Origin of the sequence: Actinomadura sp. 21ATH, from assembly GCF_041951345.1 — a bacterium.
In the GTDB taxonomy this organism is placed as follows: domain Bacteria; phylum Actinomycetota; class Actinomycetes; order Streptosporangiales; family Streptosporangiaceae; genus Spirillospora.
Map to the genome: position 1 here is coordinate 1,309,204 of NZ_JBGNUR010000001.1, position 19,558 is coordinate 1,328,761.

Consider the following 19,558-nt stretch of genomic DNA (forward strand, 5'->3'; position numbering starts at 1 on the left):
TTCCCATGCGCTTTCGCAACTCACGGCTGCGAACCAAGATTGCGGCGATGCTGGTCTCTCTCACCGCACTGTGGGCCTTCGCCGCGTGGGTGACCGCCAGGGAGGGCGTGAACCTCCTCTGGGTGAGCACGCTGGACAGCAACGTCGCGGCCCCCACCGACCCGATGATGGTGGACATCCAGGCCGAGCGGCGCCTCACCGTGGTCTACCTGGCCGCGCCGACCCCGCAGCGCCGTGACGCCGTCCTGGCCCAGCGGGCTCGCAGCGACAAGACGATCAAGACCGTCTTCGAAGGGATCAGGTCCGGCGCCGTCGACCGCGCCGCGAGCGACACCCTCCAGCGCCGGATCGCCGACTACGACGCGCTCCTCCGGCGGCTCCCCGCCGACCGCCGGGCGATCGACGCGGGCACGGCCGGCCGGGACCGGGCGTTCGAGATCTACACCGCGATCAACGAGGCGAACTTCCGCGTGTACGACGAGCTGGCCACGCTCGACGACGACGGGTTCGCCGACGCCACCCGCGACCAGGTCGCCCTCAACCGCACCTGGGAACTGCTCGCCGGCGAGGACGCCCTGATCGCCGGCGTCCTCGCGGGCGGCCGCACCAGCGCCGCCGACCTGCAGCGGGTCGCGCAGACGATCGGCGCCCGCCGGTACGCCTACGACCAGGCGATGGTCGGCGTGCGCGACACCGAACCCCGGCAGTACCGCGAGCTGACCTCCAACCAGAAGCTCGCCGAGGTCCGCCGGCTGGAGGACGCCCTGCTGCGGTCCCGGCCCGGCCAGCGCCCCCGGGTCGGCGAGGCCCAGTGGCAGAACGCGACCGCGCCCGCCCTCGCCCAGATGCGCACCAGCATCCAGGCCGGCGGCGACCGGCTGGTCGAGCGCGCCACCCCGATCGCCATCGGGGTCGTGCTGCGGCTGCTGCTGGCCGGCGTGCTCGGCCTGGTCACCGTCATCGCGTCCATCATCGTGTCGATCACCACCGCGCGGGCCCTGGTCCGCCAGCTGGAGAAGCTGCGCGGCGCCGCGTGGGAGCTGGCCGAGCAGCGGCTGCCCAGCGTCGTCGAACGGCTCGGGCACGGCGAGAAGGTGGACGTGGCGGCCGAGGCCCCGCCGCTGAAGTTCGGCGACGACGAGATCGGCGAGGTGGGCCGCGCGTTCAACTACGTGCAGGAGACCGCGATCCGCACCGCCGTCGAGCAGGCCGAGCTGCGCCGCGGCATCCGCGACGTCCTGCTCAGCCTGGCCCGCCGCACCCAGACGCTCGTGCACCGGCAGCTGAGCATGCTCGACACGATGGAGCGCCGCCGCGACATCGACCCCAAGGACCTGGAGGAGCTGTTCCGGCTCGACCACCTGGCCACCCGCATGCGGCGCAACGCCGAGAACCTGATCGTCCTCTCCGGCGCCATCCCGGCCCGCGGCTGGCGCCGCTCGGTCCCGATGGTGGACGTCGTCCGCGCCGCGGTCGGCGAGGTCGAGGACTACACCCGGGTGCAGGTGCTGCCGTTCGGCCCGATCGAGCTGACCGGCCGCGCCGTCGGTGACGTCACCCACCTGCTGGCCGAGCTGATCGAGAACGCGGTGTCGTTCTCGCCGCCGGACACCGTCGTGCAGATCGGCGGCCACCTGGTCGCCAGCGGCTTCGCCATCGACATCGAGGACCGCGGGCTCGGGCTGACCGACGAGAAGCTGGCCGACGTGAACGCGCGGATCGCCGACCCGCCCGAGTTCAACCTGCAGAGCTCGGTCCAGCTGGGCCTGTTCGTGGTCGGCAAGCTCGCCGAGCGCTACGGCCTCCAGGTCATGCTCAAGCGCTCGGCGTACGGCGGCACCACCGCCGTCGTGGTCATCCCCCGCGAGCTGGTGATCGAGGACCCGGCGGCCGCGGCCCGTACCCCGGCGCCGCCCGCCGTCACCGCCCCGGCGGAGGGCGCGGCCGAGAGCGGCGCCGCCCCGGCCGGGCCGCGCCCGGTGCCCGCCGGCGCCACCACGGAGAACGGGCTGACCGTCCGCCAGCCGACGATGGTCGGCGCTCCCGACCCCGCCGCCCAGCAGGGCCGCGCGGGCGCCGGGCGGCAGGCCGCCCCGTCCCTGGTGGCCGTCCCGAACCCGCCCGGACGCCGCGACCCGGCGGCCGACCCGACCACCACGGGCCCCGTGCCCACGGGCTCCCAGGACACGGGCCCGCAGAACACGGGCTCGCACACCACTGGCCCGCACACCACTGGCCCGCAGAGCACTGGCCCGCAGAGCACGGGACCGAACGCCGCCGCCCAGCCGGGCCCCGCCGGCCCGGACGCGACCGGGCCCGGCGCCGCCGGGCACGCCGGTTCCGGCTCGCCGAACGTGACGGGGCCGCTCGACGTCCCCGCACCGTCCGCACCGTCCGTGCCCCCCGCCGCACCGGGCGCCGACCCCGCCCCGGTCCCCGGCCGGGCGATCGATCCGAACGACGCCGGAGCCGAGGGTGCCGCGCGTCCCGAGACCGCGATCCCGGAGGACCTGCCGCCCGTGCCCGACATCGATAGCACCCCCTCCGGTCTGCCCGTCCGCGTTCCGCAGGCGAACCTGGCGCCGCCGCTGCGCACGGACGAGCCGATCACCGAGCCGGAGCCCGAACCGGAGCCCGACCAGGGCCGCTCGCCCGAGGACATCCTGCGGATCATGGGTTCCTACCAACGCGGCACCCGCCGCGGCCGGTCCGAGGCCGCGCGGCCCGGAACCGACAACGCTGAAGGCGAGGACGAACAGTAATGCAGAAGACCGGTTCTTCGGCCGACCTGAGCTGGCTGCTGGACGACCTGGTGGGCCGGCTCCCCCACGCCCAGCACGCCATCGTGCTCTCGGCGGACGGGCTTCTGATGGCCTCGTCGCGCGGGTTCACCCAGGACGACGGCGAGCACCTCGCCGCCGTCGCCGCCGGCATCCAGAGCCTCGCCAAGGGCGCCGGATCGCGGTTCGGCGGCGGCCCCGTCCGGCAAACGATCATCGAGATGCAGTCGGCGTTCCTGCTGGTGTCGGTGGCCGGCAAGGGCGCCTGCCTGGCGGTGCTGAGCGACGAGGACGCCGACGTCGGCCTGATCGCGTACGAGATGGCGATGCTGGTCACCGCGATGGGCCACCACCTCAGCACGCCGTCGCGCTCGGACGTCGCGCGGGAAGGCCAGGCCAACTGATGATGCCTCCCGAGGATCCGGCCGAGGAGCGGCGGCAACCCGAGGACCTCTACACCGCCGAGCGGCTGCTGGACGACCGCGCCGGGCCGATGGTGCGCCCGTACGTGATGACCAGCGGCCGGCTCGAACCGACCCGCGGCGACTTCGACCTCATCACGCTGGTCGTCGCCATCGCCGGCAGCGGCGAGGCCGAGATCGGGCTGGGCCCCGAGCACCAGGCGATCCTGCAGCTCAGCCAGTCGGTGATCTCGGTGGCCGAGCTGACCGGCCATCTCAACCTTCCCGTCGCGACCGTGCGGGTCCTGCTGGGCGACCTCCTCGACAAGGGGTTCATCACCATGCAGGAGCCCGAACCGGAGGCGGACATGCACGACATCAGGCTCTACAAGGCGGTGATCGATGGTCTCCGGGCCCTCTAGTCACGACGGCGGCGGCCGCAGGCTCCCCACCGCGGTCAAGATCGTGATCGCCGGCGGTTTCGGCGTCGGCAAGACCACCATGGTCGGCACCGTCTCCGAGACGCAGCCGCTGCGCACCGAGGAGATCCTCACCGACGAGAGCGTCGGCGTCGACGACGTCTCCGGGGTCGAGCGCAAGAACACCACGACCGTCGCGATGGACTTCGGCCGCATCACGATGCGCGACGAGTACGTCCTCTACCTGTTCGGCACGCCGGGCCAGGAGCGCTTCTGGTTCATGTGGGACGAGGTGGCGCTGGGCGCGCTCGGCGCGGTGGTGCTGGCCGACACCCGCCGGCTGTCGGACTGCTTCCCCTCGGTCGACTACTTCGAGCGCCGCGGCACCCCGTTCGTCGTGGCGGTCAACTGCTTCGAGGGCGCCCGCCAGTACGACCTCGAAGAGATCGAGATGGCCCTCAACCTGGGTCCCAAGGTCCCGGTCATGCTGTGCGACGCCCGCAGCCTGGAGTCCTGCAAGAAGGTCCTCATCCACATGGTCCTGCACGCCATGAAGATGCGCGGCCTTACCCCGGCCCCCCAGAACGCCTGACCGGAGAGTGAGAACGCCCGCCCCGGAACGTTCGGGGCGGGCGTCGTTCTTCCCAGGTCCGGATCAGCCCGTGCGGCTGACGACGTAGTCGCAGAGGCCGGTGAAGGCTTCGCGGGCGGGGATGTCGGGGAGGGTGAGGAGCTCGGCGCGGGCGTTCTCGGCCCACTCGCGGAGGTCGGCGCGGGCGCGGTCCATGGCGGGGTGGGCGCGCAGCAGCGCGAGCGCCTCGGCGTGGAGGGCGTCGTCGGTGAGGTCCTCGCTGAGCAGCGTGCGGAGCCGGGCGTCGTCGGGGCCCGAGCCGATGCCGGCGAGAACGTGGTGCATCGGGAGGGTGCGGATGCCCTCGCGCAGGTCGGTGCCCGGGGTCTTGCCCGACTGCTCGGCCTCGGAGGCGATGTCGAGGATGTCGTCGGAGAGCTGGAACGCGACGCCGATCTTCTCGCAGGCGCTGGTGATCGTCTCCACGACACGCGGGTCGGCACCCGCCAGCAGCGCGCCGAACTGGCCGGACACCGCGATCAGCGAGGCGGTCTTGTCGGCGACGACGTCCAGGTAGTGCGCCAGCGGGTCGGCCTCGGGGGCGGCGCCGACGGTCTCCTGGATCTGGCCGCGGACGAGCCGGGCGAACGCGCGGGCCTGGATCCGGACGGCCTCCGGGCCGAGGTCGGCCAGCAGGTCGGAGGCGCGGGCGAACAGGTAGTCGCCGGTGAGGATGGCGACGGTGTTGGTCCAGCGGGAGTTGGCCGAGGGCTCGCCGCGCCGTACGGTCGCCTCGTCCATCACGTCGTCGTGGTACAGGGTCGCGAGGTGGGTCAGCTCGACGACCACCGCGGCCGGGACCACGCCGGCCGCGGCCGGGTCGCCGAAGTGGGAGGCCAGCAGCACCAGCATCGGCCGGAACCGCTTGCCTCCCGCCTCGACCAGGTGCTTGGAGGCTTGGGCGAGCAGCGGGTCGTCGCTGTGGACGGCGTCCAGCAGCACGTTCTCGACGGCGGCGAGCCGCTCCTGCACGTCCGTCGCGAGACCCGCGTCAACGGGCAGGCCGAACGGCCCTGCTCCCTGGGGGGACGGCGCGCCCCCGGGGCCCCCGCCGAAAACTTCACTCACCCAAGACCCCCTAGCGGACCGCTACCGGACGAACATCTGTGTCGCGGCATGCCCCGCAAGGTCCAGCATCGGCTGAGGGAGCACACCGAGTACAACAGTAGCCGTCAGGCCGAGCGCGACCGCCGCCGCGGTCGCCGGTCCGGCGACGACCGAGGGGCCGTCCGCCTCCGGCTCGCTGAAGAACATCACGACGATGACGCGGACGTAGAAGAACGCCGCGATCGCCGACGACAGCACGCCCACCACGACCAGCGGGGTGGCGCCCTCCTCGATCGCCGCCTTGAACACCGCGAACTTGCCGGTGAACCCGCTGGTGAGCGGGATCCCGGCGAAGGCCAGCAGGAAGAAGGCGAAGACGCCGGCCACCACCGGGGAGCGCTTGCCGAGCCCGGCCCAGCGGGACAGGTGCCCCGCCTCGCCGCCCGCGTCCCGCACCATCGTGACGACCGCGAAGGCGCCGACCGTGGTGAAGCCGTACGCGGCGAGGTAGAACAGCGTGCCCGACAGCCCGTTCGGGGACGTGGCGATGACGCCCATGAGCAGGAAGCCCGCGTGGGCGACCGAGGAGTAGGCCAGCATCCGCTTGATGTCGGTCTGGGTGATCGCGATCACCGCGCCCGCCACCATTGTGAGAATGGCCACGCCCCACATCGCCGGGCGCCAGTCCCACCGCAGCTGCTCCAGCGCCACGTAGTAGACCCGCAGCATCGCGCCGAACGCCGACACCAGCGTGCAGGACGCCATCAGCGCGGTGATCGGCGTGGGGGCGCCCTGGTACACGTCCGGCTTCCACATGTGGAACGGCACCGCGCCGAGCTTGAACAGCAGCCCGACCGACAGCAGCGCCACCCCGGCCAGCAGCAGCGTCTCGCTGCCGGCGCCCTTCTCCAGCTGCGCGCCGATGACCGACAGCCGGACCGAGCCGGAGTAGCCGTACAGCAGCGCGGCGCCGTACAGGAAGAACGCCGAGGAGAACGCGCCGAGCAGGAAGTACTTGAGCGCGGCCTCCTGCGACAGCAGCCGCCGCCGGCGGGCGAGCCCGCACAGCAGGTACAGCGGCAGCGACAGGATCTCCAGGGCGATGAACATGGTGAGCAGGTCGTTGGACGCCGGGAACATCATCATCCCGGCGACCGCGAAGCTCATCAGCGGGAACACCTCGGTCTGGGTGATCCCGGCCGACATCGACTCCTGCTCGGCCTCGCTGCCCGGCAGGGCCGCGGCCTGCGCGGCGAAGTGGCCCTGCTTGCGCTCGACGATCAGCAGCAGGCTGATCAGGGCCAGCACCAGGATGGTGCCCTGGAGGAACAGCGTGGGGCCGTCCACCGCGAGCGCGCCCTCGGCGGCGACGTGGAACGGCTCGTCCCGGACGGCCAGCACGATCGTCCAGACGAGCGCGCCGATCATCGACGCGGCGGCCACCACCACCTGGGACGGGAAGCGCCAGGACCGCCGGAAGAACGCCTCGATCAGCACGCCGACGATCGCCGCGCCGAAGACCAGCAGGAGCGGCGCGAGCTGCCCGTACTCGATGTGCGGCGCCGGGATCGGCGAGCCGTCGGCGAGGACGCCGCCGTTCGCGTCGAGCGCGGTGATCGCCGCGCTCACCTGGCTGGGGGTCATGGACGGGCTCCGTTCTCAGCGACGTTGCCGGTGATCTCCGGCGCCGGATCGCGCTGGTCCACCCGGACCAGCGTCTTCTCCACCGACGGGTTGATCACGTTCAGGAGCGGCTGCGGGAAGAAGCCCAGCGCGATGATGATCGCGATGATCGGGCCGATCGCCAGCTTCTCCCGGCCGGACAGGTCCTTCATGCCCTTGGCTCCTTCGGCGACCGGACCGCCCATCGTCCGCTGGTACATCCACAGGATGTAGATCGCGGCCAGCACGATGGCGATCGTGGCGATCACCGCGGGCACCTTGTAGCGGGCGAAGGTCCCGGTGAAGACCAGGAACTCCGAGACGAACGGCGACAGCCCCGGCAGCGACAGCCCGGACAGGCCCGCCACCAGGAACGTCCCGGCCAGCACCGGCGCGACCTTCTGGACGCCGCCGTAGTCGCCGATCCGGGCCGACCGGCGCCGTACGATCATGAAGCCGACCAGCAGGAACAGCGCGCCGGTCGAGAACCCGTGGTTCACCATGTAGAGCGCGGCGCCGGACTGCGCCGCGGTGGTCATCGCGAAGATGCCCAGCACGATGAACCCGAAGTGGGAGATCGAGGTGTAGGCGACCAGCCGCTTCAGGTCGACCTGCCCGATGGCCAGCACCGCGCCGTAGACGATGCTGAGCACCGCGAAGCCGAGCACGACCGGCGTCGCCCACTTGGACGCGCCGGGGAACAGCTCCAGGCAGAACCGCAGCATGCCGTACGTGCCGACCTTGTCGAGCACGCCGACGATCAGCACCAGCGCGCCGGCCGGGGCCTGCTGCGCGGCGTCCGGAAGCCAGGTGTGCACCGGCACCATCGGCGCCTTGATCGCGAACGCGATGAAGAACCCGAGGAACAGCCACTTGGCCGTCGTCGGGTCGATGTCCATCGTGCTCAGCTCGCTGAAGAGGAACGTCCCGTGCCCCAGGCCGCCCTCGCCGACCGGCTTGGCCGACAGCGGGTAGAGCCAGAGGACCGCGACGAGCATCAGCAGCCCGCCGAACAGCGAGTACAGCAGGAACTTCACCGCGGCGTACGAGCGCTGCGCGCCGCCGTAGGACCCGATGAGGAAGTACACCGGGATCAGCATCGCCTCGAAGAAGACGTAGAAGAGGAAGACGTCGGTCGCCGCGAAGACGCCGATCATCATCGCTTCCAGCGCCAGCAGCAGCGCGAAGTACGTCTTCACCGACCGCTTGGCGGGCACGTCCACGCCGCCGGACCGGTCGGCCTCGTTCCAGGAGGCCAGGATGACCAGCGGGACGAGGATCACCGACAGCAGCACCAGCACCAGCGCGACGCCGTCGACGCCGAGCGCCCAGTGCACGCCGAACTGCGGGATCCAGTCGTACTTCTCCTCGAACTGGAACCGCGGCCCGCCGGTGTCGAACGCCGCCGTCATCGCCACGGTGCCCGCGGCGACCAGCAGCGAGACGCCGAGCGCGACCTGCTTGACCAGCGCCTCGCCCGCCCTCGGCAGCACGCCCACCAGCAGCGCGCCCAGCGCGGGGAGCGCGATGAGGACGCTCAGCCAGGGAAAGTCTTCCATCAGACGTTCACCACCAGGAGCGCGCCGACGACGATGGCCGCGCCCAAGAACATGGACAGTGCGTACGAGCGGACGAAGCCGGTCTGGATGCGCCGGACGCGTCCGGAGCTGCCGCCGACCCCGGCCGCCAGGCCGTTGACCAGGCCGTCGACGCCCCGGCCGTCGAACCAGACCGCGAGCCGGGTCAGCCACTGGCCGGGCCGCATGAGCAGCGACTCGTTCAGGGCGTCACCGTAGAGGTCCTTGCGGGCCGCGACCGTGACGAACGAGCCCTTGGGCTGCTCGCGCGGCACCTTGCGGGCGCCGTACTGCCGCCAGGCGATCGCGACGCCGGCGACCATCAGCGCCAGCGCGATCAGGCCGGGCACCGCGACCGGGTTGAACCCGTGGTGCTCCTCGGGGTGGCCGACGACCGGCTCCAGGAAGTCGGAGAAGCCGCCGAGCACCAGGAAGCCGCCGGCGCCGATGGAGCCGACGGCCAGCAGGATCAGCGGCACGGTCATCACCTTGGGCGACTCGTGCGGGTGCACGTCCTCGTCCCAGCGCTTCTCCCCGTAGAAGGTCATGAACATGACCCGGGACATGTAGTACGCGGTGATGCCGGCGCCGAGCAGCGCGCACGAGCCGAGGATCAGGCCCGAGGTGCCCCCGTGGGCGAAGGCCGCCTCGATGATGCCGTCCTTGGTGAAGTAGCCGGAGAACGGCGGGAACCCGATGATCGCCAGGAAGCCGAGCCCGAAGGTGGCCCAGGTGACGACCATCATCCCGCGCAGCGCGCCGTAGTGGCGCATGTTCACGTCGTCCTTCATGCCGTGCATGACCGAGCCGGCGCCGAGGAACAGGCCCGCCTTGAAGAAGCCGTGCGCGATCAGGTGCGCGATGGCGATGGCGTACCCGGCCTTGCCGAGCCCGGCGGCCAGGTGCATGTAGCCGATCTGCGACATCGTCGAGCCGGCCAGCGCCTTCTTGATGTCGTCCTTGCCGGTACCGATGATCGCACCGGCGAGCAGGGTGGCCGCGCCGACGATCGTCACGACCAGCTGCGCGGTCTCCGACATCTCGAAGATCGGCGCGGACCGGACGATCAGGTAGACGCCCGCGGTCACCATCGTGGCGGCGTGGATCAGGGCCGACACCGGGGTCGGGCCCTCCATCGCGTCCAGCAGCCAGGACTGGAGCGGCAGCTGCGCCGACTTGCCGCACGCGCCGAGCAGGAGCAGCAGCCCCAGCGCGGTCGCCGTGCCGGTGCTCAGCTGCGAGGCCAGCCCGACGTGCTCGGCGCCCTCGCCCAGGATCTGCTCGAACCCGACCGTCCCGAACGTGCCGAACATCAGCATGATCGCCGTCAGGAAGCCGATGTCACCGACCCGGTTGACGACGAACGCCTTCTTCGCCGCCGTCGCCGCGGACGGCTTGTACTGCCAGAACCCGATCAGCAGGTACGAGGCGAGGCCGACGCCCTCCCAGCCGATGAACATCGCCAGGTAGTTGTCGCCCAGCACCAGCAGCAGCATCGCCGCGACGAACAGGTTCAGGTACGCGAAGAACCGGCGCCGGTCGGGGTCGTCGGCCATGTAGCCGATGGAGTAGACGTGGATCAGCGAGCCCACACCGGTGATCAGCAGCACGAAGCTGATGGACAGCGGATCCACCAGCAGTCCCATGTCGGCCCTGAACGAGCCGGCGTGGAAGAACTCCCACAGGTGGACGGTGCGCCGCCGCTCCTCCGGGCCGTACCCGAGCATCTGGACGAACATCGCCGCGCCGACCGCGAAGGCGGCCAGCGACATCGTGACCCCGAGCAGGTGCCCCCACTTGTCGGTACGGCGCCCGCCCAGGAGCAGGATCGCCGCGCCGGCCAGCGGGAGCGCGATCAGGAGCCAGGCCAGGGCCTGGATGCCTTCCGCTTTCATCCCTGGCCTCTCAGTACTTCAGCAGGTTCGCGTCGTCGACCGACGAGGACCTGCGGGTCCGGAAGATGGTCATGATGATCGCCAGGCCCACCACGACCTCCGCCGCGGCCACCACCATCACGAAGAACGCGATGATCTGGCCGTCGAGGTTGCCGTGCATCCGGGCGAACGAGACGAACGCCAGGTTGGTCGCGTTGAGCATGAGCTCAATGCACATGAAGACCACGATCGCGTTGCGGCGCACGAGCACGCCGGCGGCGCCGATGGTGAACAGGATCGCCGAGAGCGCCAGGTAGTGCCCGGGACTCATTGACCAGCCTCGCCTTCGCTAGGAGCGGTCGCGCCGCCCGCGGCGGGCGTCCCGGCCTTGACCTCGCGGCCCTCGGCGCCGGCGGCGGCGTCGCGGGCCTCCCCGGTCACGGCCTTGACCGCGGCGACGTCCTGCTCGACCGCCTGCTCCTCGGTGTCGCCGTACAGGTCGGCGTGCCGCTCGGCGGTGTCGGTACGGGCCGCGATGACCGGGTTGATCGACAGCTCGGAGACCGAGCCGTCGGGCAGCAGCGCCGGCATGTCGACCGCGTTGTGCCGCGCGTACGTGCCGGGCCCGGGCAGCGGGCCCGGGTGGGCGCCGCTCGCGAACCGCTTCGCGGCCAGGTCGCGCTGCGTCGGCTTGGGCGTGGTGCGCTCGCGGTGCGCCAGCACCATCGCGCCCAGCGCCGCGGTGATCAGCAGCGCGCTGGTCGCCTCGAACGCGAACACGTACTTGCCGAAGATGAGCCGGGCGAGCGCGACGACGTTGCCGCCGTCGCTGTTGGCCGCGGCCACGCCCGCCGAGTCGGACAGGGCCGCGTCGCCGAAGCCCAGCCCGAGCAGGGTCAGGAAGCCGAGGGCGGCGACCGCCGCCCAGATCCGCTGCGCCCGGATCGTCTCCACCAGCGAGTCGGTGGAGCTGACGCCGACCAGCATCAGCACGAACAGGAAGAGCATCAGCACCGCGCCGGTGTAGACGATCACCTGCACGAACGCCAGGAACGGGGCGTCCTGCACCGCGTACAGCGCGGCCAGCGACAGCATCACGGTCGCGAGCAGCAGCGCCGAGTGCACCGCCTTCCGCATGAAGATCATGCCGAGGGCGGCGCAGACCGACACGACGGCCAGCAGCCAGAAGATGAACGGCTCTCCCGGCTGGGCGTCGGCGACCTGCGCCGCAACCACGTCGGGACTCACTTGGACTCACTCCTCTCCGCGGCGCCCGTCCCCTTCTCCGCGGACTCGTCGGACTGGAGGCCGAGGCGGTAGTAGTCCTCCTCGGTCTCGCCCAGGCGCATCTCGTGCGGGGGCTGCTCCATGCCCTCGCGCAGCGGCGCCAGCAGCATGTCCTTGGTGTAGATCAGGCTCTCGCGGCTGTCGTCGGCGAGCTCGTACTCGTTGGTCATCGTGAGCGCCCGGGTCGGGCACGCCTCGATGCACAGGCCGCACAGGATGCAGCGCAGGTAGTTGATCTGGTAGACGCGGCCGTACCGCTCGCCCGGGGAGTAGCGCTCCTCGGCGGTGTTGTCGGCGCCCTCCACGTAGATCGCGTCGGCCGGGCAGGCCCACGCGCACAGCTCGCAGCCGATGCACTTCTCCAGCCCGTCCGGCCACCGGTTGAGCTGGTGACGGCCGTGGAAGCGCGGCGCGGTCGGCTTCTTCACCTCGGGATACTGGACGGTCTCGCTCTTCATGAACATCTGATGGAACGAGACCCCGAACCCCTTGACCGGGTTCAGGAAGTCAGTGAGTCCCACTTCCGACCTCCTCACGCGTGGTCGTGACCGGCTGCGACGCCTGCGCGCGGCGGCCGTGGTAGTGCGGGGCGTCCATCGGCGGGACGGGGAACGCCGGCGCGGCCTCGCCGCCCGCGCCCGTCCCCGTGCCCGTACCGGAGCCCGCGCCCGGGACGATCTCCTTCGCCGCCTCGCCGTCGCCGCCGCGCATCGTCTCCCACAGGATCGTGGCGATCAGCACAACGCCCGCGGCGACCGCGCCGTACAGCATGATCTGGCGCATGTCGTAGCCCTCCAGCTGGAGGGCGCGGACGGTGGCGACCAGCATGATCCAGCCGAGCGAGACCGGCATCAGGACCTTCCAGCCGAGCTTCATCAGCTGGTCGTACCGGACCCGCGGCAGCGAGCCGCGCAGCCAGATGAAGAAGAAGATGAACAGCCCCATCTTCGCGATGAACCACAGCAGCGGCCACCAGCCCGCGTTGGCGCCCTCCCACACCGTGGAGATCGGCGCCGGGGCGCGCCAGCCGCCCAGGAACAGCGTGGTCGCCAGCGCCGACAGCGTCGCCAGGTTGATGTACTCCGCGAGGAAGAACATCGCGAACTTCAGCGACGAGTACTCGGTGTGGAAGCCGCCGACCAGCTCGCCCTCGCCCTCGGGGAGGTCGAACGGGATCCGGTTGGACTCGCCCATCATCGTGACCACGTAGATCACGAACGACGGGAGCAGCAGCAGCACGAACCACCGGTCGGCCTGCGCGTTGACGATCTCGGTCGTCGACATCGAGCCGGCGAACAGGAACACCGCCACGAACGACAGCCCCATCGCGATCTCGTACGAGATCACCTGCGCGGACGAGCGCAGCCCGCCCAGCAGCGAGTACGGCGACATCGACGACCAGCCGGCCAGCACGATCCCGTACACGCCCATCGACGACATCGCCAGCACGAGCAGCACCGCGACCGGCAGGTCGGTGCCCTGCAGCGGGGTGTGGTGCCCGAAGACCGACACCGTCGGCCCGAACGGGATGATGATGAACGAGATGAACGCCGGCACCGCCGACATGATCGGCGCCAGGACGAAGACGACCTTGTCGACGTTCCGGGGGACGATGTCCTCCTTCAGCGCCAGCTTGACGCCGTCGGCGAGGCCCTGGAGCAGGCCGAAGGGCCCGGCCCGGTTGGGGCCGACGCGCAGCTGCATGCGGCCGATGACGCGGCGCTCGATCCACATCGTCAGCAGCACGGTCAGCACGAGGAAGACGAAGACGGCCAGCACCTTGCCGCCGATCAGCCACCACGGGTCGCGGCCGAACGAGCCCTCCAGGGTGGGGTCGGGCGGCGCGGCCGCGAGTACGGACGACACCCTCAGGCTCATGACGCGCCTCCGGTCGAGATCTTGACCACGCTGCCGGCGGTCGCGCCCAGGTCGCGGTACAGCGAGCAGCCCGCCGAGTCGCCCGGCAGCCAGACCACGCGGTCGGGCAGGTCCGGGGTGATCTCCAGCGGGAGCGTCACCGCGCCGCGCGCCGTGCTGACCGTGACGGTGACGGTCCCGGCCGTGACGGTCGCGGCCGTTCCGGCGTCGCCGGCGGCCGTGCCGACCGCGCCGATCTCGCGGGCGGTGGCGGGCGAGAGCCGGGCTACCGCGGGCTTGGCCGTACCGGCCAGGTACGGCTCGCCGTCCTGCATCCGGCCCCGGTCGAGCAGCAGCCGCCAGCTGGCCAGCAGCGCCTCGCCGCTGCCCGGCTGCGGCGCGGCGCCCAGCGTCGCGCTCGGCGCCGCGGGCCGCTCGCCCCGGTAGGCGCCCAGTTCGGACAGCTCGCGCTTGGCGGCCTCCGGCCCCGGCAGCGCCAGGTGCACGTCCAGCTCGCCGGCCAGCGCGTTCAGCACCCGCAGGTCGGACATCGTCCCGGCGGACTTCAGCACGGTGTCGAACGGGCGGCCGCGGCCCTCCCAGTCGACGAACGTCCCGGACTTCTCCGCGACGGCCGCGACCGGCAGCACCACGTCGGCGCGGTCGGTGACCGCGCTGACCCGCTGCTCCAGGCTCACCACGAACGGGGTGGCCTCCAGCGCCGCCAGCATCGCCTCGGGGTCGGGCAGGTCGTACGGGTCGACGCCGCCGACCAGCAGCGCGCCCAGCTCGCCGACGGCACCGGCCGCGACGATCGCCGCGCCGTCCCGGCCGGGGGCGGCGGGCAGGTCCGCCACGGACCAGGCGCGGGCGACCTCGGCGCGGGCGGCGGGGTCGGTGACCGGGCGGCCGATCGGCAGCAGCCCGGGCAGCGCCCCGGCCTCGATCGCGCCGCGCTCCCCGGCCCGGCGCGGCACCCACGCCAGCCGGGCGCCGGTGACCTGCGCCAGCCGGACCGCGCTGGACAGCGCGCCGGGGCTGCCGGCCAGCCGCTCGCCGACGAGGATCACCGCCCCGGGCGACTCCAGCGCCTCGCGGGCGGGCGCGCTCGCGCCGTCGGCGACCAGCGAGCCGAGTGCCTCGGCCTCGGCCCCCGGCAGCGACCGGATCAGCGTGCCGCCCATCTTCTCCAGGCCCCGGGTGGCGAACGGCGCCACCGCGAAGACCTTCAGGCCCTTCTTGCGGAACGCCTTGCGCAGCCGCAGGAAGACGATCGCCGACTCCTCCTCCGGCTCCAGGCCGGCGAGCAGCACCGCGGGCGCCTTCTCCAGGTCGGAGTAGGTGACCTCGATCGGGCGGCCCGCCACCGAGGAGGCGAGGAACTCGGCCTCCTCGGCCGAGTGGGCCCGCGCCCGGAAGTCGATGTCGTTGGTGCCGAGCGCGATCCGGGCGAACTTGGCGTACGCGTACGCGTCCTCCAGCGTCACCCGCCCGCCGGTCAGCACCGCGGCGCCCTTGGCCTTGCCGCGGGCCAGGCCGCGGGCGGCGAGGGTCAGCGCCTCGGGCCAGGACGCGGTCTCCAGGACGCCGTCCTCGTTCCGGACGAGGGGGTGGGTCAGCCGGTCGGGCTGGGTGGCGTAGGTGAACGCCCACCGGCCCTTGTCGCAGTTCCACTCCTCGTTCACCTGCGGGTCGTCACCGGCCAGCCGCCGGGTGACCTTGCCGCGCCGGTGGTCGGTGCGGAGCGCGCAGCCGCCCGCGCAGTGCTCGCACGTGCTCGGCGTCGAGACCAGGTCGAACGGCCGCGACCGGAACCGGTACGCCGCGCCGGTCAGCGCGCCGACCGGGCAGATCTGGACCGTGTTGCCGGAGAAGTACGACTGGAACGGCTTGCCGTCGGCCGCCCCGACCTGCTCCTTGGCGCCGCGCTCGAACAGGTCGATGAACGCGTCACCGGCGATCTGGTCGGAGAACCGGGTGCAGCGGGCGCACTGGATGCAGCGTTCCCGGTCGAGCAGCACCTGGCTGGACAGCGGGATCGGCTTGGGGAACGTCCGCTTGGCCTCGGCGAACCGGGATTCGCCCTGCCCGTTCGACATCGCCTGGTTCTGCAGCGGGCACTCGCCGCCCTTGTCGCAGACCGGGCAGTCCAGCGGGTGGTTGATCAGCAGCAGCTCCATCACGCCGTGCTGCGCCTTGTCGGCCACCGGCGAGGTGAGCTGCGTCTTGATCACCATGCCGGGCATCACGGTCGTCGTGCAGGACGCCTGCGGCTTGGGCATCCCGCGGCCGTTCCCGGCGTCCGGGATCTCCACCAGGCACTGCCGGCAGGCCCCGACCGGGTCGAGCAGCGGGTGGTCGCAGAACCGCGGGATCTGGATGCCCAGCAGCTCGGCGGCCCGGATGATCAGCGTGCCCTTCGGGACCTCGATCTCGAAGCCGTCGATGGTCACGCCGACCATCTCGACGGCCTTCTCGACCTCGGCCTCGGGCTTGGTCGCGGTCACTTGCTCCCACCTCCCCAGAGGGTGGAGGCGGCCGGGTCGAACGGACAGCCGCCCTGCTCGAAGTGCTGGAGGTACTCGTCGCGGAAGAGCTTGATGGACGACACCACCGGGCTGGTCGCGCCGTCGCCCAGCGCGCAGAACGACCGGCCGAGGATGTTGTCGGACAGGTCCAGGAGCGTCTCCAGGTCCTTCTCCTCGCCCTGGCCGGCCTCCAGCCGCTTGAGCATCTGCTTGTACCAGTACGTGCCTTCGCGGCACGGCGTGCACTTGCCGCACGACTCGTGCGCGTAGAACTCCGACCAGCGCAGCACCGCGCGGACGACGCAGGTCGTCTCGTCGAAGATCTGGAGGGCACGGGTGCCGAGCATGGACCCGGCCGCGCCCACCGACTCGAAGTCCAGCGGAACGTCCAGGTGCTCGTCGGTGAAGATCGGGGTGGACGAGCCGCCCGGCGTCCAGAACTTCAGCCGGTGCCCGCTCCTGATCCCGCCCGCCATGTCGAGCAGCTCGCGCAGCGTGATGCCCAGCGGCGCCTCGTACTGGCCCGGCTTCGTCACGTGCCCGGACAGCGAGAAGATCCCGTACCCCTGGGACTTCTCGGTGCCCATCGCCGCGAACCAGTCGGCGCCGTTCTCGATGATCGAGGGAACCGAGGAGATCGACTCGACGTTGTTGATGACAGTGGGCCCGCCGTACAGGCCCGCGACGGCAGGGAAGGGAGGCTTCAGCCTCGGTTGGCCGCGGTACCCCTCCAGCGAGTCGAGCAGCGCTGTCTCCTCGCCGCAGATGTACGCGCCGGCGCCGCTGTGCACGACCAGCTCCAGGTCGAAGCCGGAGCCGAGGATGTCGCGGCCCAGGTAGCCGGCCTCGTACGCCTCGGCGACCGCCTGCTGGAGCCGGCGGATGACGTGCAGCACCTCGCCGCGCACGTAGATGAACGCGTGGTTGGCGCGGATGGCGAACGAGCTGATGACGATGCCCTCGATGAGCACGTGCGGGTTGGCCATCATCAGCGGGATGTCCTTGCACGTGCCCGGCTCGGACTCGTCGGCGTTCACCACCAGGTAGTGCGGCTTGCCGTCCTGCGGGATGAAGCCCCACTTCATGCCGGTGGGGAAGCCCGCGCCGCCGCGGCCGCGGAGGCCGGAGTCCTTGACGGCCTGGATGATGTCGTCCGGCGGCATGGCCAGCGCCGTGCGCAGGGCGCGGTAGCCGCCCGCGCGCTCGTACCCCTCGCGGGTGAACGAGTCGGCCTTGTCCCATTCCCTGGTGAGGATGGGGGTGAGCGTGGTCATTGGTTGCGGCCCTCCTGCGTACCGGGCTTGACCTGGCCGCCGATGGGCTTGCCGGGCTCGTTCGGCGGCGGGTCGGTGACCTCTCCCGGCTTCACCGGCTCGTGCGGCGCGGCACGGTCGGCGTCCGTCGCCGGCGCCTCCCAGCCGCGCTCCTTGGCCAGTTCCAGGCCGACCAGCGACTGCGGCCCGGCCTGGAGGCCCTCGTGCGCGCGCCCGTCGGGGAACCCGGCCAGCACGCGGCTCGCGTCCTTCCACGAGCACAGCGACGACGGGCCCCGTGAAGGAAGCACTTGCTTACCGGCGCGGAGGTCGTCCACCAGCGCCCTGGCCTTCTCGGGAGTCATGTCGTCGAAGAACTCCCAGTTGACCGTCATCACCGGCGCGAAGTCGCACGCGGCGTTGCACTCGATCCGCTCCAGGCTGACCTTCCCGTCCGGGGTCGCCTGATCGTGGCCGACGCCCAGATGGTCGCTCAGCTCGCTCCAGATCTGGTCGCCGCCCATGACCGCGCACAGCGTGTTGATGCAGACGCCGACGTGGTACTCGCCGACCGGCTCGCGCTTGTACATCGTGTAGAACGTCGCGACGCCCGTGACCTGCGCGGACGTGATGCCCAGCTGCTCGGCGCAGAACTCGATCCCGCGCTGGGAGACGTACCCGTCCGCGGACTGCACCAGGTGCAGCATCGGCAGCAGCGCCGAGCGCGGCTTGGGATAGCGGGCGATGATCTCCTTGGCGTCCCGCTCCAGCCGTTCGCGCACCGCCGGGTCGAAGGGTTCGGCCTTCTCCGGGACCACCGGCGCGGCCACCGGCACCTGCCTGTTCGTGTCCGGAACCGTCATCGGTCCACACCCCCCATCACCGGGTCGAGACTCGCGACCGCCGCGATGACGTCCGCGATCATTCCGCCCTCGCACATCGCCGGGACGGCCTGCAGGTTCGTGAACGACGGGTCGCGGAAGTGCACCCGGAACGGGCGCGTCCCGCCGTCGCTCACCACGTGCGCCGCCAGTTCGCCGCGCGGCGACTCGATCGGCACGTACGCCTGCCCGGCCGGCACCCGGAAGCCCTCGGTCACCAGCTTGAAGTGGTGGATCAGGGCCTCCATCGAGGTGCCCATGATGTGCGCGATGTGCCGGGGCGAGTTGCCCATGCCGTCCGCGCCGATCGCCAGCTGCGCCGGCCAGCCGATCTTCTTGTCCTCGATCATCACCGGGCCCTTGGACCCGCGCAGCCGGTCCACGCACTGCCGGACGATCTTCAGCGACTCCTCCATCTCCGTCATGCGGACGAGATAGCGGGCGTACACGTCGCTGCCGGTCTCGGTGGCGGTCTCGAAGTCGTAGGTCTCGTAACCGCAGTAGGGCTGCGACTTGCGCAGGTCCCACGGGATGCCGGTCGCGCGCAGCACCGGGCCGGTGATGCCCAGCGCCATGCAGCCGGTCAGGTCCAGGTGCGCGACGTCCTTCGTCCGCGCCAGGTAGACCGGGTTGGCGTCCATCAGCTTGCGCAGCGCCTGGATGCGCTTCGGCATCCGCTCCAGATAGTCCTCGATCTTGCTGATCGCGCCGCTCGGCAGGTCCTGCGCGACGCCGCCCGGCCGGACGTACGCCATGTTCATCCGCAGGCCGGTGATCTCCTCGAACAGGTCGAGCGTGTACTCGCGCTCGATGAACCCGTTCAGCATCACCGTCGTCGCGCCCAGCTCCAGGCCGAACGTGGCGATCGCGACCAGGTGCGAGGAGATCCGGTTGAGCTCCATCATCATCACGCGGATGATCTGGGCCCGCTCCGGGATCCGGTCCTCGATCCCCAGCAGCCGCTCCACGCCCAGGCAGTACGCCGTCTCGTTGAAGATCGGCGCCAGGTAGTCCATCCGGGTGCAGAACGTGGTGCCCTGGGTCCAGGTCCGGAACTCCATGTTCTTCTCGATGCCGGTGTGCAGGTAGCCGATGCCCACCCGGGCCTCGTTCACCGTCTCACCGTCGAGCGTCAGGATGATCCGGAGCACGCCGTGCGTGGACGGGTGCTGCGGCCCCATGTTGACGACCAGCCGCTCGTCGCCGAGGTCCTCGGCGCCCGCGACGACCTGGTCCCAGTCCTGGCCGGAGACGTCGAAGACCTTGCCCTCCGCCGCCTCGTCGGCCGCGTACGCGTCGTACTCGGTGTACTTGGTGGAAGGACTCATGCTGCGCTCCTCAGTCGAGCCGCCGCGCGGCCG

Annotated in this window: 16 protein-coding genes; 4 read left to right on the forward strand and 12 right to left on the reverse strand. The window is 71.4% G+C overall.

What is annotated here, in order from left to right; genetic code table 11:
* Positions 1-47: 47 nt before the first annotated feature.
* The 4 genes from ACA361_RS06330 to ACA361_RS06345 are packed head-to-tail and all read left to right on the forward strand — an operon-like array spanning position 48 to position 4,192.
* Positions 48-2,762 carry a nitrate- and nitrite sensing domain-containing protein gene (locus tag ACA361_RS06330; protein ID WP_375010809.1) on the forward strand — a complete coding sequence of 905 codons (2,715 nt, stop codon included), beginning with the start codon at positions 48-50 and terminating at the stop codon, positions 2,760-2,762.
* Positions 2,762-3,184 (forward strand): roadblock/LC7 domain-containing protein, encoded by a 423-nt coding sequence (locus ACA361_RS06335; protein WP_375010810.1) that lies wholly within the window; start codon positions 2,762-2,764, stop codon positions 3,182-3,184. Before ACA361_RS06330 ends, ACA361_RS06335 begins: the two co-directional genes overlap by 1 nt.
* The gene (locus tag ACA361_RS06340; RefSeq protein WP_375010811.1) at positions 3,184-3,603 is read left to right on the forward strand and encodes a DUF742 domain-containing protein; all 420 of its coding nucleotides are present in this window, start codon (positions 3,184-3,186) and stop codon (positions 3,601-3,603) included. The genes ACA361_RS06335 and ACA361_RS06340 overlap by 1 nt, the downstream gene beginning before the upstream one ends.
* The gene (locus tag ACA361_RS06345; protein WP_375010812.1) at positions 3,584-4,192 is read left to right on the forward strand and encodes an ATP/GTP-binding protein; all 609 of its coding nucleotides are present in this window, start codon (positions 3,584-3,586) and stop codon (positions 4,190-4,192) included. Before ACA361_RS06340 ends, ACA361_RS06345 begins: the two co-directional genes overlap by 20 nt.
* A gap of 63 nt (positions 4,193-4,255) precedes the next feature.
* On the opposite strand, the gene ACA361_RS06350 is transcribed toward ACA361_RS06345, so the two are convergent.
* Genes ACA361_RS06350 through ACA361_RS06405 form a run of 12 tightly spaced genes read right to left on the reverse strand, consistent with a single transcriptional unit; the run spans position 4,256 to position 19,525 of the window.
* Entirely contained in the window at positions 4,256-5,299 is a 1,044-nt protein-coding gene (locus ACA361_RS06350) for a polyprenyl synthetase family protein (protein WP_375010813.1), read from the reverse strand.
* A 21-nt stretch (positions 5,300-5,320) separates the two neighbouring features.
* Positions 5,321-6,922 (reverse strand): NADH-quinone oxidoreductase subunit NuoN, encoded by a 1,602-nt coding sequence (gene nuoN / locus ACA361_RS06355; protein ID WP_375010814.1) that lies wholly within the window; start codon positions 6,920-6,922, stop codon positions 5,321-5,323.
* On the reverse strand, positions 6,919-8,499 hold the full coding sequence (locus ACA361_RS06360) for an NADH-quinone oxidoreductase subunit M (RefSeq protein WP_375010815.1): 1,581 nt from the start codon (positions 8,497-8,499) through the stop codon (positions 6,919-6,921). The genes nuoN and ACA361_RS06360 overlap by 4 nt, the downstream gene beginning before the upstream one ends.
* On the reverse strand, positions 8,499-10,412 hold the full coding sequence (nuoL, locus tag ACA361_RS06365; protein WP_375010816.1) for an NADH-quinone oxidoreductase subunit L: 1,914 nt from the start codon (positions 10,410-10,412) through the stop codon (positions 8,499-8,501). The genes ACA361_RS06360 and nuoL overlap by 1 nt, the downstream gene beginning before the upstream one ends.
* Before the next feature lie 10 nt (positions 10,413-10,422).
* Positions 10,423-10,722 carry an NADH-quinone oxidoreductase subunit NuoK gene (gene nuoK / locus ACA361_RS06370; RefSeq protein WP_375010817.1) on the reverse strand — a complete coding sequence of 100 codons (300 nt, stop codon included), beginning with the start codon at positions 10,720-10,722 and terminating at the stop codon, positions 10,423-10,425.
* Positions 10,719-11,639, reverse strand: coding sequence for an NADH-quinone oxidoreductase subunit J (locus ACA361_RS06375; protein ID WP_375010818.1), 921 nt, complete (start codon positions 11,637-11,639; stop codon positions 10,719-10,721). Before ACA361_RS06375 ends, nuoK begins: the two co-directional genes overlap by 4 nt.
* Complete coding sequence (gene nuoI / locus ACA361_RS06380; RefSeq protein WP_375010819.1) at positions 11,636-12,199, reverse strand: NADH-quinone oxidoreductase subunit NuoI; 564 nt, start codon at positions 12,197-12,199, stop codon at positions 11,636-11,638. Before nuoI ends, ACA361_RS06375 begins: the two co-directional genes overlap by 4 nt.
* Complete coding sequence (gene nuoH / locus ACA361_RS06385; RefSeq protein ID WP_375010820.1) at positions 12,186-13,556, reverse strand: NADH-quinone oxidoreductase subunit NuoH; 1,371 nt, start codon at positions 13,554-13,556, stop codon at positions 12,186-12,188. Before nuoH ends, nuoI begins: the two co-directional genes overlap by 14 nt.
* Complete coding sequence (locus ACA361_RS06390) at positions 13,553-16,042, reverse strand: NADH-quinone oxidoreductase subunit G (protein ID WP_375010821.1); 2,490 nt, start codon at positions 16,040-16,042, stop codon at positions 13,553-13,555. The genes nuoH and ACA361_RS06390 overlap by 4 nt, the downstream gene beginning before the upstream one ends.
* Positions 16,039-17,337, reverse strand: coding sequence for an NADH-quinone oxidoreductase subunit NuoF (gene nuoF / locus ACA361_RS06395; RefSeq protein ID WP_375010822.1), 1,299 nt, complete (start codon positions 17,335-17,337; stop codon positions 16,039-16,041). The genes ACA361_RS06390 and nuoF overlap by 4 nt, the downstream gene beginning before the upstream one ends.
* Positions 17,334-18,179 (reverse strand): NADH-quinone oxidoreductase subunit NuoE, encoded by an 846-nt coding sequence (gene nuoE / locus ACA361_RS06400; RefSeq protein WP_375010823.1) that lies wholly within the window; start codon positions 18,177-18,179, stop codon positions 17,334-17,336. The genes nuoF and nuoE overlap by 4 nt, the downstream gene beginning before the upstream one ends.
* Positions 18,176-19,525: an NADH-quinone oxidoreductase subunit D gene (locus ACA361_RS06405; RefSeq protein WP_375010824.1), complete on the reverse strand. Its 1,350-nt coding sequence runs from the start codon at positions 19,523-19,525 to the stop codon at positions 18,176-18,178. Before ACA361_RS06405 ends, nuoE begins: the two co-directional genes overlap by 4 nt.
* Positions 19,526-19,558: the final 33 nt, after the last annotated feature.

What these genes read in the sequence shown, in the direction of transcription:
- ACA361_RS06345 (WP_375010812.1), top strand. Translation starts at nt 3,584, where the DNA reads ATGGTCTCCGGGCCCTCTAGTCACGACGGCGGCGGCCGCAGGCTCCCC.
- nuoN (WP_375010814.1), bottom strand. Translation starts at nt 6,922, where the DNA reads ATGACCCCCAGCCAGGTGAGCGCGGCGATCACCGCGCTCGACGCGAAC.
- ACA361_RS06335 (WP_375010810.1), top strand. Translation starts at nt 2,762, where the DNA reads ATGCAGAAGACCGGTTCTTCGGCCGACCTGAGCTGGCTGCTGGACGAC.
- ACA361_RS06360 (WP_375010815.1), bottom strand. Translation starts at nt 8,499, where the DNA reads ATGGAAGACTTTCCCTGGCTGAGCGTCCTCATCGCGCTCCCCGCGCTG.
- nuoE (WP_375010823.1), bottom strand. Translation starts at nt 18,179, where the DNA reads ATGACGGTTCCGGACACGAACAGGCAGGTGCCGGTGGCCGCGCCGGTG.
- ACA361_RS06330 (WP_375010809.1), top strand. Translation starts at nt 48, where the DNA reads ATGCTGGTCTCTCTCACCGCACTGTGGGCCTTCGCCGCGTGGGTGACC.
- nuoF (WP_375010822.1), bottom strand. Translation starts at nt 17,337, where the DNA reads ATGACCACGCTCACCCCCATCCTCACCAGGGAATGGGACAAGGCCGAC.
- nuoL (WP_375010816.1), bottom strand. Translation starts at nt 10,412, where the DNA reads ATGAAAGCGGAAGGCATCCAGGCCCTGGCCTGGCTCCTGATCGCGCTC.
- ACA361_RS06340 (WP_375010811.1), top strand. Translation starts at nt 3,184, where the DNA reads ATGATGCCTCCCGAGGATCCGGCCGAGGAGCGGCGGCAACCCGAGGAC.
- nuoK (WP_375010817.1), bottom strand. Translation starts at nt 10,722, where the DNA reads ATGAGTCCCGGGCACTACCTGGCGCTCTCGGCGATCCTGTTCACCATC.
- nuoH (WP_375010820.1), bottom strand. Translation starts at nt 13,556, where the DNA reads ATGAGCCTGAGGGTGTCGTCCGTACTCGCGGCCGCGCCGCCCGACCCC.
- ACA361_RS06405 (WP_375010824.1), bottom strand. Translation starts at nt 19,525, where the DNA reads ATGAGTCCTTCCACCAAGTACACCGAGTACGACGCGTACGCGGCCGAC.